Origin of the sequence: Mesorhizobium sp. LjRoot246, assembly GCF_964254115.1 — a bacterium.
In the GTDB taxonomy this organism is placed as follows: Bacteria; Pseudomonadota; Alphaproteobacteria; order Rhizobiales; family Rhizobiaceae; genus Mesorhizobium.
The window spans coordinates 630749-644449 of record NZ_CAXUSN020000001.1 but is presented as its reverse complement, the minus strand read 5'-3'; the positions used below and the strand labels follow the sequence as shown (position 1 = coordinate 644449).

Genomic DNA, 13701 nt, shown 5'->3' with positions numbered 1-13701 from the left:
CTCGTCCCGAAGGCGGTGGTCGCGCCGAGCTCCTGTTGTTCCCGGAGACCTGGGAGTCTCTGGGTTGATGGTCATGGGGGCTTCCTTTCCGGGCCGCACCATGCGGCACCTGGGGATTAGTCGCAGGCCGAGGTGGAAAGGTTCATGGAAGCCTTGCGCAGAATGCTTGCGCGCGATGCCGCCTGTTCTTATATACGCGCCAAGCCGTTCGGCGCCGGATTGCCGGTTGCCGGAACGGGATTTCTTGTGAACAGGGGCTTTCGTCGGAACGCCTGTACGGGTCCTGAGAGCCTGCTTAGCGGAGAGACTAGAAAAATGGCAAAAGTAATCGGTATCGATCTCGGCACCACCAACTCGTGTATCGCCATCATGGATGGCAAGGAGCCCAAGGTGATCGAGAATGCGGAAGGCGCGCGCACGACGCCCTCCATCGTCGCCATCTCAGGCGACGACGAACGTCTCGTCGGCCAGCCGGCCAAGCGTCAGGCGGTCACCAATCCTGAAAACACCATCTTCGCGGTCAAGCGCCTGATCGGCCGCCGCTATGACGATCCGGTGACGGAGAAGGACAAGAAGCTTGTCCCCTACAAGATCGTCAAGGGCGACAATGGCGATGCCTGGGTCGAGGCCGGCGGCAGGAAGCAGTCGCCCTCGCAGATCTCGGCCATGATCCTGCAGAAGATGAAGGAAACGGCGGAAGCCTATCTCGGCGAGAAGGTCGAGAAGGCGGTCATCACCGTGCCGGCCTATTTCAACGACGCCCAGCGCCAGGCGACCAAGGACGCCGGCAAGATCGCCGGCCTTGAAGTGCTGCGCATCATCAACGAGCCGACGGCTGCCGCGCTTGCCTACGGTCTCGACAAGAAGGAAGGCAAGACCATTGCCGTCTATGACCTTGGCGGCGGTACGTTCGACATTTCGGTGCTCGAGATTGGCGACGGCGTGTTCGAAGTGAAGTCGACCAATGGCGACACCTTCCTCGGCGGCGAGGATTTCGACATGCGCCTGGTCGAGTACCTGGCGGCCGAGTTCAAGAAGGAACAGGGCATCGACCTGAAGAACGATAAGCTTGCCCTGCAGCGCCTCAAGGAGGCGGCTGAAAAGGCCAAGATCGAGCTGTCGTCCACCACGCAGACCGAAATCAACCTGCCCTTCATCACCGCCGACGCGACCGGGCCGAAGCACCTGACGCTGAAGCTGACGCGCGCCAAGTTCGAACAGTTGGTCGACGACCTGGTTCAGCGCACGATTGCCCCTTGCAAGGCGGCGCTCAAGGATGCCGGCTTGAAAGCCGGCGAAATCGACGAGGTCGTCCTGGTCGGCGGCATGACCCGCATGCCCAAGATCCAGGAGATCGTGAAGCAGTTCTTCGGCAAGGAGCCGCACAAGGGCGTCAATCCCGATGAGGTCGTCGCTCTCGGCGCCGCCATCCAGGCCGGCGTGCTGCAGGGCGACGTCAAGGACGTGCTTTTGCTCGACGTGACGCCGCTGTCGCTCGGCATCGAGACGCTGGGCGGCGTGTTCACCCGGTTGATCGAACGCAACACGACGATCCCGACCAAGAAGAGCCAGGTGTTCTCGACGGCCGAGGATAGTCAGTCGGCCGTGACCATCCGGGTCTTCCAGGGTGAGCGCGAAATGGCAGCCGACAACAAGGCGCTCGGTCAGTTCGACCTGGTCGGCATTCCGCCGGCGCCGCGCGGCGTGCCGCAGATCGAGGTCACCTTCGACATCGACGCCAACGGCATCGTCAACGTTTCGGCCAAGGACAAGGGCACCGGTAAGGAGCACCAGATCCGCATCCAGGCATCGGGTGGCCTTTCGGACGCCGACATCGAGAAGATGGTCAAGGACGCCGAGGCCAATGCAGAGACCGACAAGAAGCGGCGTGCGCTGGTCGAGGCCCGCAACCAGGCCGAGGCGCTGCTGCACTCCTCGGAGAAGTCGCTGAAGGAATATGGCGACAAGGTTTCGGAAACCGAGCGCACGGCGATCTCCGACGCGATCGCGGCGCTGAAGACCGCGACCGAGGGCGATGACGCGGCTGACATCGAGGCCAAGAGCCAAGCGCTTGCCGAGGCTTCGATGAAGCTTGGCCAGGCCATGTACGAGGCTTCGCAGAAGGAAGCGGCGGAAGCCGACGCCAAGGCGGATGCCGCCAAGGACAGTGATGTGGTCGACGCCGATTTCGAGGAAATCGACGAGGACGACGACAAGAAGAAGTCGGCCTGAACCGTTTGACGGCAAGATAATGCTGAAAGCCCGGCGGAAAGCCGGGCTTTTTTGCAACCCTTTGCGAAAAAACGGCGGACCTCGCCGAAAAAATGCGGGCAAACCCGCGTCGACACTGGCATCGCGGTTCCATCGCACCTAAATCGAAGCGTCAGTGCCGGCAAGAGACGCAACAATGCTTCAAGACGTTGAGCATCCGGACAGCGGGAAAAAATGAAAGCTGATTTCTACGAGACGCTGGGCGTCCAAAAAGGCGCCGACGAGAAGGAGCTCAAGAGCGCTTTCCGCAAGCTCGCCATGCAGTTCCATCCCGACCGCAACCCCGGCGATCACTCCTGCGAGCACAAGTTCAAGGAAATCAACGAAGCCTACGAGACGCTGAAGGACCCGCAGAAGCGCGCGGCCTATGACCGTTTCGGCCACGCCGCCTTCGAACAGGGCGGCATGAATGGCGGTGCGCAAGGCTTTGGCGCCGGCGGCTTCGCCGACATCTTCGAGGATATTTTCGGTGACATGATGGGCGGCCGCCAGCGCCGCTCGTCGGGCGGCCGCGAGCGCGGCGCCGACCTGCGCTACAACATGGAAATCTCGCTGGAAGAGGCTTTTGCCGGCAAGACCGCGCAAATCCGCGTGCCGGCGTCGATCTCCTGCTCGGAATGCTCGGGGAACGGCGCCAAGCCCGGCACCCAGCCCGTCACTTGCTCGATGTGCAACGGCCACGGCAAGGTGCGCGCCACGCAAGGCTTCTTCTCGATCGAACGCACCTGCCCGCAATGCCAGGGGCGTGGCCAGACAATCAAGGATCCGTGCCCGAAATGCGCTGGCCAGGGCCGCGTCACCGAGGAGCGTTCGCTGTCGGTCAATATTCCTGCCGGCATCGAGGACGGCACCCGCATCCGCCTCGCCAATGAAGGCGAAGCCGGCCTGCGCGGCGGGCCGTCGGGCGACCTCTATATTTTCCTGGCGGTCAAGCCGCACGAGTTCTTCCAACGCGACGGCGCCGACCTCTATTGCAAGGTGCCGATCTCGATGACGACAGCCGCCCTTGGCGGTTCCTTCGAGGTAACGACGCTGGACGGCACGCAGACCAAGGTGAAGGTGCCGGAAGGCACCCAGAACGGACGCCAGTTCCGCCTCAAGGGCAAGGGCATGCCGGTGCTGCGCCAGCCCAATGTCGGCGACCTCTACATCCAGACCGCGGTCGAGACGCCGCAGAACCTGAGCCGCCGCCAGCGCGAACTGCTGGAGGAGTTCGAACAGCTCTCCTCGCAGGACAATTCGCCCCAATCGAGCGGCTTTTTCACCCGCATGAAGGACTTTTTCGAGTCTTTCGGCGAGCGTTGATGCACTTTGGGTCCGCGGAGACCGATTTGCGCCGCGAAAGTCATTGAACCGCGTCACTCCTTGAGACGCGACGAAAATTATCTTATCCACGACATGCGTCCGGCCGCGCCTTGCCTAGCACCGCTCAGATGCTAAGTAACTTTGCGGGGGAACGCTGAGGAGAGCTTGCATGACACGTGGCCCTGGACTGCGGAAGGCGCTTGTCGAAAAGTTCGACGACGAGCTCAAATTCTTCAAGGGCTGGATCGACAAGCCGAAGACGGTCGGCTCGATCGTGCCGACCAGTTCGATCACCGCGCGCAAGATGGCCTCGATCGTCAACCCGAAATCCGGCCTGCCGGTGCTCGAGGTCGGCCCCGGCACCGGCGTCATCACCCGCGCCATCCTGGCCCAGGGCGTGCGGCCCGAAAATCTCTACGCGGTCGAGTATTCCACGGATTTCGTGCGCCATTTGCGGCGGCTCTATCCCGGCGTCAACGTCATCGAGGGCGATGCCTTCAACCTCAACGCCACGCTTGGCGACAAGAGCGGGATGATCTTCGATTCCGTTGTTTCCGGCGTGCCGCTGCTCAACTTTCCGGTGGCCCAGCGCATCGCCTATATCGAGAGCCTGCTCGACCGGATCCCGGCTGGCCGGCCGATCGTGCAGCTGACCTATGGCCCGATGTCGCCGATCCCGGCTGGCCGCGGCGACTACACGGTCAAGCATTTCGATTTCATCTTCCGCAACATCCCGCCGACGCAACTTTGGATTTACCGGCGCGAGGCGCATTAATCCTCCGCGCGGATCGTTCGCGGATCGCCAGTAATCGCCGCATACCTCGGCATTTGGCGTAAACATCCATGGCTTCGTCATCCACGGGCGGAGCAAGGAGCGTAGCGACGCGGCGCAGACCCGAGGATCCATGCCGCGACTTCCGAGTGCGCGCCACGGTGCAGAATTCTGTTCCGCTGCACTCTACGGCCAAGGTCACGGAATGGATCCCAGGGTCTCCGCGACGGAGCTTCGCTCCTGCTTCGCCCGGGGATGACGAAGTGGGCGTTGATTTGAGCCGTTCTTGCCTGTACCTGTCCGGGAACAAGGGTGGCCAATGGCAGTGATCCCGAAAATCCTCGTCTTCGCCGGCTCGGTGCGCAGCGGCGCCTATAGCGGCAGGACGGCCGACGTGGCGCAGAAGGAACTTGCGATGCAAGGCGCCGAGGTGACCCGCATCTCGCTCGCCGACTATCCCTTGCCGATCCTCGACGAGGATTTGGAAAAGGAAAGAGGCGTTCCCGAAAACGCCCAGAAACTCGGCCGTCTCATTATCGGCCATGACGGGCTGCTGATCGCCACACCCGAATATAACGGCTCCATTCCGCCGCTGCTCAAGAACACGATCGACTGGGTGAGCCGGGTGCGCCGGGATGGTGGCCGGCCGGTCAGGCCGCTGGCCGGCAAGGTCGCCGGCCTCTGCTCGTCCTCCAGCGGGCATTTTTCCGGCATTCGCTGCATCAACCACCTGCGCGCCGTGCTGGTGCGCTGCCAGATGGAGGTGGTGACGCCGGAGTGCTCGGTGCCCGAGGGCGGCAATGCCTTCGACGAGGACGGCAATTTCCGTGACGAAAGACTGTACAAATCGATGGAGCATCTATGCCGCACGCTGATCGAAACCTCGCGCATGCTGTCCACCCGGATAGAGACATGATTGCCGGCACCTTGCAGGCCCAATCCATGCAGGAACGACTGATCGTCGGCCTCGACGTGCCGACCGTGAGGGAAGCCGAGCAGGCGGTGCGCGAACTCGACGGCATCGTTTCCTTCTACAAGATAGGCTACCAGCTGGCCTTCGCCGGCGGGCTCGACTTCGCCAGGGAACTGGCAAGCGGCGGCACCAAGGTCTTCCTCGACATGAAGCTGCTCGACATCGACCATACGGTGGCCAAGGGGGTCGAGAACATCGTCAAGATGGGCATGACCATGCTGACCATTCACGCCTATCCCAAGGCGATGGCGGCGGCGGTGGAAGCAGCGCGTGGCAGCGACCTTTGCCTGCTTGCCGTCAGCGTGCTGACCTCGATGGATGAGCAGGACATGATCGACGTCGGCTATGAATACGACCCGCACACGCTGGTGCTCAGGCGCTCCGAACAGGCGCTGCATGCCGGCATGGGCGGCATCGTCTGCTCGGCCGCGGAGGCCGAAGCGGTGCGCCGCATCGTCGGACCCGACATGGCGGTGGTGACGCCCGGCATCCGGCCGGCGGGCAGCGACCATGGCGACCAGAAGCGCGTGGTGACGCCAGGGCAAGCCATCCGCAACGGCTCCAGCCACCTCGTCGTCGGCCGCCCGATCATTGCTGCGGCCAACAAACGGGAAGCGGCCGAAGCCATCCTCGACGAGATGCGCTCGGCATAAAGTTCGGAGACCAAGAAAATGCCCAAGGGATACTGGATCGCTCGTGTCGATGTGCGCGACGCCGAAGGCTACAAGGACTATGTCGCCGCCGCCAAGCCCGCCTTCGACCGCTTCGGCGCGAAATTCCTGGCGCGCGGCGGCGAGCATGAAAAGGCCGAAGGACCAGGCCGCGCACGCAACGTCATCATCGAATTCGAATCGCTCGCCGCCGCGCATGATTGCTACCACTCGCCGGAATACCAGCGCGCCGCCGCCATCCGCCAGAAGGTCGCCGACGGCGAGATCGTTCTGGTCGAAGGTGCCTGAAATCCGCCTGGAGCAGTTTTGACGAATCGCGAGCGTGGCAGACTTGCATAACGCCGAGTGCCTTCGTCATGTATGGACGGCCCCCTGTTGGCAAGGTGCAATTGGCATATTCGGCAGATAGTCTGGAGCGGTCATGTATTCGGCCTTTTGATGCGGTCGAATTTGGACCGCTGGCCCTCAAGGGTTACGCGGATCGGGTTCCAATCATCCACACGCGCTCTTGTATCGCGATGACGAAGGCGGAGTGTCCCGACCCAGGTCCTGACCATTTTGCCGTGCTGCCTTTTGCTCCTTACGCTGTTAAGGGCCTTGCTTTGCGGTTTATGCCGCAGCCGGTGCCCTGTATTCCTGTCCCGAGTTCAGCATTGCCCAGATGATGCGGGCGGTCTTGGCTGCCTGGGCGACGACGGCGACCTTGACCGGCCGCCTGGCCAGCAGGCCGCGTATCCAGGGCGAGCCTCTGTCGGGCTTGGCCCTGACCTGCCGCAACCAGGAACTGGCGCCGAGAATGAGCAGCCTTCGCAAGCCGCCATCGCCGGCGCGGCTGATATGGCCTGTCAATCTGTGCTTGCCGCCGGTGTCGTGGTTCTTGCGGGTCAGGCCGACCCAGGCGGCGAAGTCCCTGGCCGAGGCGAACTGGCGGCCATCGCCGATGGCGGCGATCGTCGCATGCGCGATGATCGGGCCGACGCTCGGGATCGTCATCAGCCGCAAGGCCGCCCGCTGCTGCCTGACCTGAGCCAGGATCTGCTTGTCCAGCTTGCCGATCTCGCCATCCAGCGCCCGCCATTGCCCGGCCAGCGGCAGCAGGCAGATCAACAACGCCGCGGGGATGGCTTCATCGGCCGTTTCGATGAGCTGCAGCAGGCCCTCGATGCCCGCCGCCCCCTTGGCGTTCGCGAGACCCATTTCGTAGAGATGGCCGCGAATGGCATTGGCCAGCTGCGTGCGTTGGCGTACCAGAAGGTCACGCGCACGATGCAGCGCGCGGGCATATTGCTGTTCGACCGTCTTGATCGGCACGAAGCGCATGTCGGGCCGGCTCACCGCCTCGCAACAGGCTTGCGCATCGCGGGTATCGTTCTTGTTGCGCTTGACGTAGGGCTTCACATAGGTCGGCGGCATCAGCTTGACCTGATGGCCGAGCGCGCTGAGCGTGCGGCCCCAATGATGGGCCGAACCGCAGGCCTCCATGCCGATCAGCGCCGGCGGCTGCGCGGCAAAAAACTTCACCACCTGCGCGCGGCGCAATTGGCGCTGCACGACCACTCGCTCGGTCGCATCCACCCCGTGCACCTGGAACACATTCTTGGCCAAATCGATTCCAAATCTGATAACTTGCATGACGGACGGTCTCCTTCCGCTGGGTTCAACACGACCAGTTTGGCACATTCGATGCCGCAAGGGGCCGTCCACCCATCATCCACGGGCGGAGCAAGGAGCGTAGCGACGCGGCGCGGGCTCCGACATCAGGTAATGGCCGGCGCGCGGCCCATCGTGCAATCGACGCCCGAGTCCGAATAGCCGCAACCAACCTTGCGGGGCCGGATAATTGCCGATTGACATGCAGGTATTTACATGCATATTACAACTCACAACAGAGCGAGACCGATGGACGCCGACAAGGTTTTCAAAGCGCTGGGCGACCCGACACGCAGAAGGCTGCTTGACCTTCTGTGTGAGCAGAACGGGCAAACGCTCGGCCAGCTTTGCGATCATCTGGACATGGCAAGGCAATCCGCCACCCAGCACCTCGACCTGCTGGAGGCGGCCAATCTGGTGAGCACGGTCAAGCGTGGCCGTGAAAAGCTGCATTTCATCAACCCCGTGCCGCTGCACGAAGTCTACGAGCGTTGGGTGCGGAAATTCGAACGGCAGCGGCTCAGCCTGCTGCACGACCTGAAACAAGAACTCGAAGGAGACGACCAATGACCAAGGAAACGACCAGCTTCGTCTACGTGACCTATATCCGCTCGACACCGCAGAAGGTGTTCGAGGCCATAATCAAGCCCGATGTCGCAAAACGCTACTGGGGCCACGAGAACGTCTCGGACTGGAAGGCGGGATCGAAATGGGAACATATCCGCGCCAATGACGAACGGACGGTCGAACTCGTTGGCAGGGTCGTCGAGATCTCGCCGCCGACCCGGCTCGTCATCACCTGGGCAAACGCTTCGCAGGCAGACGATCCGTCGAAAACCAGCCGGGTGACGTTCGCCATCGAGGAATACGACACGATGGTGCGGCTGACCGTCAGCCATGACGAGCTCGAAGCCGGCAGCGGCATGGCGAAAGGCGTCAGCCAGGGCTGGCCGGCGGTGCTGTCCAGCCTGAAATCCTTCCTCGAAACCGGCAGTGGCATCGACATTTTCGCCAAGCCGAAATCGGCCTGATGTCCTGCGATATCATGCAGAATCGGGCCAATGGAGAATGACAATGACGAAGCGCTATACCGGCGGCTGCGCATGCGGCGCGATCCGTTATGAAACCAGCGACGAGCCGATCTTCCAGAACCACTGCCAATGCAGCGATTGCCAGAAGCGCTCAGGCACAGGCCACGGATCCTATCTGACCTTCGGCCAGCGCGCCGATATGGCAATTACCGGCGAGGTGAGCACCTGGCGCGTGGCGAGCGCCAGCGGCAACGAAAAGATCCACACCTTCTGTCCAACCTGCGGAACGCCGGTCTTCCTGATATCCGTCGCCATGCCGGAGCTGATTGCTGTCCACGCGGCCAGCCTTGACGATCCGGAACAGTTCAATCCGCAGATGGTCACCTACACGGCCCATGGCCATGCCTGGGACAAGATGGATCCCGCCTTGCAGGCGGTCGAGCGAATGCCGTAGCGAAACGCGTCTGCCGGGTCAGCGCGGATCTGCCGTCGGGCCATTAAGCGCGATGCACCTGGCTTGCAAGCCGGCTCGCGGCGGTTTCTGCCATGGCTTCGGCAAGATCAAGGTCCCATTGCTGGCGGCAATAGGCGCGGAAATCGAAGCAGGGCAGGCCAGGGCAGACCTCGAACTCGATCAGGTGCACCGTGTCGTCGGCCTCCACCCTAAGATCGATGGAGAACACGTCGCGCAGGCCGAGACCGCTCATCAGCCGCTCGGCGATTGCACGAATCCTGGCGTCGGCGACCGGCTGGCTGTCGGCGACGGCAACGAGTTCCGGTTCGGCATAGTGTCCCGTCGCTTTCGCTGCCTCGCCGGTTTCACCGTAGAGCGCCAGACTGTCGGCCATAGTCTGGAAATCGGCGCCTGAATCGACAAAGGCCACGCCAAGCGCTTCGACCCCGGCGTCCGGCACCAGGCCGAGGAAACTGGCGCGCACGTTGCGGCCGGCGACATAGGGCTGGACGACGACATCATCGCGATAGGCCGAAAACACGCGCCGGCTGAGTTCCAAAGCGAGGCCGAGATCGCTGCAGCGCGAATCCGGCCAGATGCCGATCTTGGCGCCCAGCCGATTGGGCTTGACGAACCAGCCGGCGGCAGAGGCCGGCGGCTCGACGAGCCATTGGCCATCGCGCGCAAGACCGGCCCGCGGCACCGGCAGACCTAGCGCGCCGAGCACCGCGCCGGAGCGGAACTTGTCCTGGCAGAGCGCGAATAGCGCATCATCGGAACCAATCGTTTTGAAACCGCCCAGCCTGGCCAAAGCGGGGGCCGCGCCCCCACGGAAATAGGCGATGCCGTCAGTGAGCGTCCAGACCAATGTCGTGTCCGGGTCCGCGCCGGCGAGCACGCTCGCGGCGTCGTCGAGCGCCACCGGCGTGAAAGACAGGCCGCGTGCCTGGCAGGCGCGGCCGAGCGCCTCGAATTCAGCGGCGAGATCGGTCGACTGCGCCAGATAGGAAGCGATTTCGACTGCGCGCTCCGGCGCATGACCGTCGGCGACCAGACGGTCGAAACAGGCCTTTTCCGGCTCATGGACGAGTATCAGTCTTGGCTTGCGGCTCGGCATGAACGCTTCCCGGCGGTAGGATTGCCTACCATCGCACGGTGAAGGCGTCAGGCTCTCGCGAAACCGACACGGCGCGGGCGGTTGCGTGATAACGCACCAACCGACCGTAGAATGGAATTCAATCAGGCGATCAGCACGCGCGGCTCGAAGCGGCCGTTGACGGGGATGTCGAGCAGGAAGGTCATGCCGGCCTGCGGATCGAGCTGGCGCTGCTTCTCGTCCTTGCCTTTCCAGGCGGATGTTACCGCCAGACGATCGGCTTTCCTGCCGACAAAGGCCGGACAGGATGGCTGCGTCACCGGCATCGGGATTTCGCGCAGCAGCGCGCCTTCAGGCGAATAGGCCTTGACCGCCTTGCCGCCCCAGACGGCGTTCCAAAGCACGCCGTCGCGGTCGACGACGGAGCCGTCGACATACCCCTTGGACGAGCGATGGTCGACGAACAGCTTCGGCTCGCCGGCAGGCAGGCCGGTCGCCGGGTCGCAGGCGACACGCATCAGCAGCCCGGTCGACGTGTCGGTGTAATAGGCGAGCGCGCCATCCTCGGTAAAACAGATCGAATTGGAGACCGTGATGTCCGAAAACAGCTGGCGCAGTTCGCCTTTGAAAAACCAGTAGATCGCACCCGCGCCCTTTTCCTCGCCCTTGCCCATCGTGCCCATCCACAAGGCGCCGCAGGGGTGGACCCGGGAATCGTTGGAGCGCGTGACCGGATTGTCGGCCTCAACAGCTGTGTGCAGCGTCAGTTTGTCGGTCGTTACATCGCGGACAAAAAGGCCGGTCTCAGTGGCGATCAGTTGGCGCTTCTCGTCGATGATGGCGATAGCGCTCGCCATCTGGCCGAGCTCATGGATCTTCAGCGTGCCGGAGGCGACGCCCTGCTCCAGCAAAAGGCCGTTGACGATGTCGAACCAGAACAGCGCGTCGGTCGCGGGATCGTAGCTCGGCCCTTCGCCAAGCTGGCAGATGTGATCGGAAAAAACCGAAACGCTCGCTTGGCTCATCATGCGTCTCCGCCGAATGCTGCATCCCAGGCTGTCACCGCGGCCTGAGCCCGCGCGGCCACCTCGTCAACGCTCATGCCCGGCTTGAACAGGCTGGAGCCCAGCCCAAAGGCCGTCACACCCGCCGCCTTGTAGCCGGCAAAATCTCTTTCGGAGACGCCACCGACGGCGCCGACCACCGTTTGCCCCGGCAACACCGCGCGCATCGCGGAGATGCCGGCAGCACCCAGCACGCTCGCCGGGAAGAATTTGAGGGCCGAGGCGCCGAGCTTGATCGCCAGGAAGGCCTCGGTCGGCGTGAACACGCCAGGCATGGTGACCATGCCATAGTGCATCGCGCGGGCCATCACCTCGGCATCGACGTTGGGGCTGACCAACAGCCGCCCACCGGCCTTGTGCAGGCTATCGACATCAGCCGGCGTCAGCACCGTGCCGGCGCCGACCAAGGCTGTTTTCGGAAGCACTTCGACAATCCGGGCGATCGACAAAAACGGCTCCGGTGAATTGAGCGGCACTTCGATCGCCTCGATGCCGGCGTCAAACAGCGCCTGGCTGATAGCGATGGCCTCGACCGGCTTCAGACCGCGCAAGATGGCGACAAGGCCGCGCCTGAGCTTGGGAAAAGGTGCGGTCTGGCTCATCGGGCAACTCCTGACTTGGCGATCATGCCATTCTCGCGCGCGGCTTCGACGAGACCGGCACGCACCGCCTCATCGGCGTCGACGGTCCGGACGTCAAGCCCGGCGAAGCCGAGCGCGGCCTGGTAAAGCGTGGCGAGCGCGCCGGATGCAATCAGGACCACGGGTTCCCCGCCGGCGCCATGCCGGCGGCTGGCCGAGGCGATCTCGCCGCCGATCAGAAGGCCGGACAGGCAAGCGGCGGCATCGTCGGCTTTGAGATCCTGCAGCAGGCCGGCGGCGCGGATGGAAAACAGCCGCGAGGTGACATCGCCGCCTTCACTCAGTGCCGTTTCGCACCAGCGGCGGAAGAATGGATTTTCTGGAGTAACCGGGCCTGGATGTTCGCCGAGCGAATGGCGCAGGATCGAATGCGCGGCAAGTACCGAAAACAACTCGCCGGTCGGCCAGGTGCCGAAACCGGCAACCGCGCCGTCCTCGACCAGCACCCATTTCGAATGGGTGCCGGGCATGCAGACCAGCTGGCGTCCCTTGGCGGGCAAGCCGGCGCCGGCAAGCTGCGTTTCCTCGCCTCGCATGACGTCGGGCGCATCGGCCAGCCGCTGGGCAAGACCCGGAACGATGCGGATGTCGCGGCTCTGGCCAGGCACGCTGGCAGCACCTGCAAGGATGGCGCCGAGTGGCGCCGGCACGGTGACATAGGGCGCTTCGATCCAGCCCTGACGAGAGCCGGCCATGCCGCAGATGATGACGGGTAGCGCATCCGGTGCTCCCATCGCCGCCAGATGCCCTTCGAGAAGGGTCGAAAAGCCCTTTTGCTGCGCGGTGATCAGGCCATCATCGCCACGGCGTTCGGCGAGCACCTTGCCCTGTCCGTCGATCAGCCAGACCCGCATTCGGGTCGTGCCCCAGTCGACGGCGGCTACCGCCGGCGCGCTCACAGGAAACCTCCATCGACGATCAGCATCTGCGCGGTCAGCATGCGCGAGGCATCCGAGGCCAGGAACAGCACCGTGCCGATGATGTCGTCGGGCTGCATTACCTGCTTGATGCACTGCTTGGCGACATGGGCGGCAAGCCCCTGTTCGGTCACCCAGAGCTCCTTCTGCCGCTCGGTGATCACCCAGCCGGGCGCGATGGCGTTGACGCGGATGCCGTCGACGCCGAGCTTGCCGGCCAACCCCTTGGTCAGGCCCAGGATACCGGCCTTGGCGGCCGTGTAGGACGGCATGTCGGGGTGGTTTATGAGATAGGATGTCGAGGTGAAGTTGATGATCGAGCCGCCGCCGGCCCGCTTCATGCCCGGCGCCACAGCCTGCGCGGTGAAGAAATGCGGCCGCAGATTAATGGCCTGGTTGTTGTCCCAGAATTCGACCGTCACATCCTCTACGGCGTGGCGTTCGTCCCATGCGGCGTTGTTGACCAGCACGGTGACATCGCCATGCGCCTCGGCCGCCCTGGCTGCCGAAGCGCGCAAGGCATCGACGTCGCGCAAATCGGTCTTGAGATAGAGCGGCCGCCGGCCGAACTCTTTCTCGATGCGGTCAGCGAGCATCGTGCTCGGGCCATCGGCGATGTCCATGAAAGCGACATTGGCGCCCTGGCGCACAAACCCCTCGGTCAGAGCCGCGCCAATGCCGGAGCCGCCGCCGGTGATCAGCACCGAGGCTCCTTCGAGGTCGGCAAAATGCGCCGATGGCATCATTTCTTTTCTCTCCCAGCGTGACCGGCGCGCATCCTAGCCACGCAAGGCGCGCGGGCAAGGGCGAACCGCCGGATTTCTGGGCTTATGTCAGACAAAACGACAATGCGCCG

General features: G+C 63.5%; 15 protein-coding genes. 9 read left to right on the top strand and 6 right to left on the bottom strand.

Features of this window, described 5'->3' with window-relative positions:
- Window positions 1-315: 315 nt before the first annotated feature.
- The 6 genes from dnaK (at window position 316) to ACSQ3L_RS02905 (ending at window position 6280) form a co-directional block, all read left to right on the top strand.
- Window positions 316-2232, top strand: coding sequence for a molecular chaperone DnaK (gene dnaK / locus ACSQ3L_RS02930; RefSeq protein ID WP_109667494.1), 1917 nt, complete (start codon window positions 316-318; stop codon window positions 2230-2232).
- A gap of 213 nt (window positions 2233-2445) precedes the next feature.
- Complete coding sequence (gene dnaJ, locus ACSQ3L_RS02925) at window positions 2446-3576, top strand: molecular chaperone DnaJ (protein ID WP_436158566.1); 1131 nt, start codon at window positions 2446-2448, stop codon at window positions 3574-3576.
- Between the two features lie 169 nt (window positions 3577-3745).
- Window positions 3746-4351, top strand: a complete 606-nt coding sequence (pmtA, locus tag ACSQ3L_RS02920; RefSeq protein WP_292185745.1) for a phospholipid N-methyltransferase PmtA — start codon at window positions 3746-3748, stop codon at window positions 4349-4351.
- Between the two features lie 316 nt (window positions 4352-4667).
- On the top strand, window positions 4668-5264 hold the full coding sequence (locus tag ACSQ3L_RS02915; protein ID WP_436158565.1) for an NADPH-dependent FMN reductase: 597 nt from the start codon (window positions 4668-4670) through the stop codon (window positions 5262-5264).
- Window positions 5261-5974, top strand: coding sequence for an orotidine-5'-phosphate decarboxylase (gene pyrF / locus ACSQ3L_RS02910; RefSeq protein ID WP_436158564.1), 714 nt, complete (start codon window positions 5261-5263; stop codon window positions 5972-5974). The genes ACSQ3L_RS02915 and pyrF overlap by 4 nt, the downstream gene beginning before the upstream one ends.
- A gap of 18 nt (window positions 5975-5992) precedes the next feature.
- Window positions 5993-6280: a DUF1330 domain-containing protein gene (locus ACSQ3L_RS02905; protein ID WP_436158563.1), complete on the top strand. Its 288-nt coding sequence runs from the start codon at window positions 5993-5995 to the stop codon at window positions 6278-6280.
- Between the two features lie 321 nt (window positions 6281-6601).
- Here ACSQ3L_RS02905 and ACSQ3L_RS02900 read toward each other — a convergent pair whose 3' ends face one another.
- The gene (locus ACSQ3L_RS02900; protein ID WP_436158213.1) at window positions 6602-7624 is read right to left on the bottom strand and encodes an IS110 family transposase; all 1023 of its coding nucleotides are present in this window, start codon (window positions 7622-7624) and stop codon (window positions 6602-6604) included.
- A 267-nt stretch (window positions 7625-7891) separates the two neighbouring features.
- Between ACSQ3L_RS02900 and ACSQ3L_RS02895 the strand changes: the two genes are divergently transcribed.
- Genes ACSQ3L_RS02895 through ACSQ3L_RS02885 form a run of 3 tightly spaced genes read left to right on the top strand, consistent with a single transcriptional unit; the run spans window position 7892 to window position 9127 of the window.
- Window positions 7892-8212 carry an ArsR/SmtB family transcription factor gene (locus tag ACSQ3L_RS02895; RefSeq protein ID WP_436158562.1) on the top strand — a complete coding sequence of 107 codons (321 nt, stop codon included), beginning with the start codon at window positions 7892-7894 and terminating at the stop codon, window positions 8210-8212.
- Entirely contained in the window at window positions 8209-8673 is a 465-nt protein-coding gene (locus ACSQ3L_RS02890) for an SRPBCC family protein (protein ID WP_436158561.1), read from the top strand. Before ACSQ3L_RS02895 ends, ACSQ3L_RS02890 begins: the two co-directional genes overlap by 4 nt.
- A 43-nt stretch (window positions 8674-8716) precedes the next feature.
- The gene (locus ACSQ3L_RS02885; protein WP_436158560.1) at window positions 8717-9127 is read left to right on the top strand and encodes a GFA family protein; all 411 of its coding nucleotides are present in this window, start codon (window positions 8717-8719) and stop codon (window positions 9125-9127) included.
- A gap of 43 nt (window positions 9128-9170) precedes the next feature.
- On the opposite strand, the gene ACSQ3L_RS02880 is transcribed toward ACSQ3L_RS02885, so the two are convergent.
- The 5 genes from ACSQ3L_RS02880 to ACSQ3L_RS02860 all read right to left on the bottom strand — a co-directional run bounded on the left by ACSQ3L_RS02880 (window position 9171) and on the right by ACSQ3L_RS02860 (window position 13591).
- Window positions 9171-10244: a D-alanine:D-lactate ligase-like protein gene (locus tag ACSQ3L_RS02880; protein ID WP_436158559.1), complete on the bottom strand. Its 1074-nt coding sequence runs from the start codon at window positions 10242-10244 to the stop codon at window positions 9171-9173.
- A 122-nt stretch (window positions 10245-10366) separates the two neighbouring features.
- Window positions 10367-11248, bottom strand: coding sequence for an SMP-30/gluconolactonase/LRE family protein (locus ACSQ3L_RS02875; RefSeq protein ID WP_436158558.1), 882 nt, complete (start codon window positions 11246-11248; stop codon window positions 10367-10369).
- On the bottom strand, window positions 11248-11889 hold the full coding sequence (locus ACSQ3L_RS02870) for a 2-dehydro-3-deoxy-6-phosphogalactonate aldolase (protein WP_436158557.1): 642 nt from the start codon (window positions 11887-11889) through the stop codon (window positions 11248-11250). The genes ACSQ3L_RS02875 and ACSQ3L_RS02870 overlap by 1 nt, the downstream gene beginning before the upstream one ends.
- A complete protein-coding gene (locus tag ACSQ3L_RS02865; protein WP_436158556.1) occupies window positions 11886-12827 on the bottom strand; it encodes a 2-dehydro-3-deoxygalactonokinase in 942 nt (313 codons plus the stop codon). The genes ACSQ3L_RS02870 and ACSQ3L_RS02865 overlap by 4 nt, the downstream gene beginning before the upstream one ends.
- A complete protein-coding gene (locus tag ACSQ3L_RS02860; RefSeq protein ID WP_436158555.1) occupies window positions 12824-13591 on the bottom strand; it encodes an SDR family NAD(P)-dependent oxidoreductase in 768 nt (255 codons plus the stop codon). Before ACSQ3L_RS02860 ends, ACSQ3L_RS02865 begins: the two co-directional genes overlap by 4 nt.
- Window positions 13592-13701 lie beyond the last annotated feature (110 nt).

Coding starts and splice junctions, on each gene's coding strand:
- ACSQ3L_RS02860 (WP_436158555.1), bottom strand. CDS start 13,591: ATGATGCCATCGGCGCATTTTGCCGACCTCGAAGGAGCCTCGGTGCTG.
- pmtA (WP_292185745.1), top strand. CDS start 3,746: ATGACACGTGGCCCTGGACTGCGGAAGGCGCTTGTCGAAAAGTTCGAC.
- dnaJ (WP_436158566.1), top strand. CDS start 2,446: ATGAAAGCTGATTTCTACGAGACGCTGGGCGTCCAAAAAGGCGCCGAC.
- ACSQ3L_RS02870 (WP_436158557.1), bottom strand. CDS start 11,889: ATGAGCCAGACCGCACCTTTTCCCAAGCTCAGGCGCGGCCTTGTCGCC.
- ACSQ3L_RS02900 (WP_436158213.1), bottom strand. CDS start 7,624: ATGCAAGTTATCAGATTTGGAATCGATTTGGCCAAGAATGTGTTCCAG.
- ACSQ3L_RS02875 (WP_436158558.1), bottom strand. CDS start 11,248: ATGAGCCAAGCGAGCGTTTCGGTTTTTTCCGATCACATCTGCCAGCTT.
- ACSQ3L_RS02895 (WP_436158562.1), top strand. CDS start 7,892: ATGGACGCCGACAAGGTTTTCAAAGCGCTGGGCGACCCGACACGCAGA.
- ACSQ3L_RS02915 (WP_436158565.1), top strand. CDS start 4,668: ATGGCAGTGATCCCGAAAATCCTCGTCTTCGCCGGCTCGGTGCGCAGC.
- ACSQ3L_RS02905 (WP_436158563.1), top strand. CDS start 5,993: ATGCCCAAGGGATACTGGATCGCTCGTGTCGATGTGCGCGACGCCGAA.
- dnaK (WP_109667494.1), top strand. CDS start 316: ATGGCAAAAGTAATCGGTATCGATCTCGGCACCACCAACTCGTGTATC.
- ACSQ3L_RS02890 (WP_436158561.1), top strand. CDS start 8,209: ATGACCAAGGAAACGACCAGCTTCGTCTACGTGACCTATATCCGCTCG.
- ACSQ3L_RS02880 (WP_436158559.1), bottom strand. CDS start 10,244: ATGCCGAGCCGCAAGCCAAGACTGATACTCGTCCATGAGCCGGAAAAG.
- ACSQ3L_RS02885 (WP_436158560.1), top strand. CDS start 8,717: ATGACGAAGCGCTATACCGGCGGCTGCGCATGCGGCGCGATCCGTTAT.
- pyrF (WP_436158564.1), top strand. CDS start 5,261: ATGATTGCCGGCACCTTGCAGGCCCAATCCATGCAGGAACGACTGATC.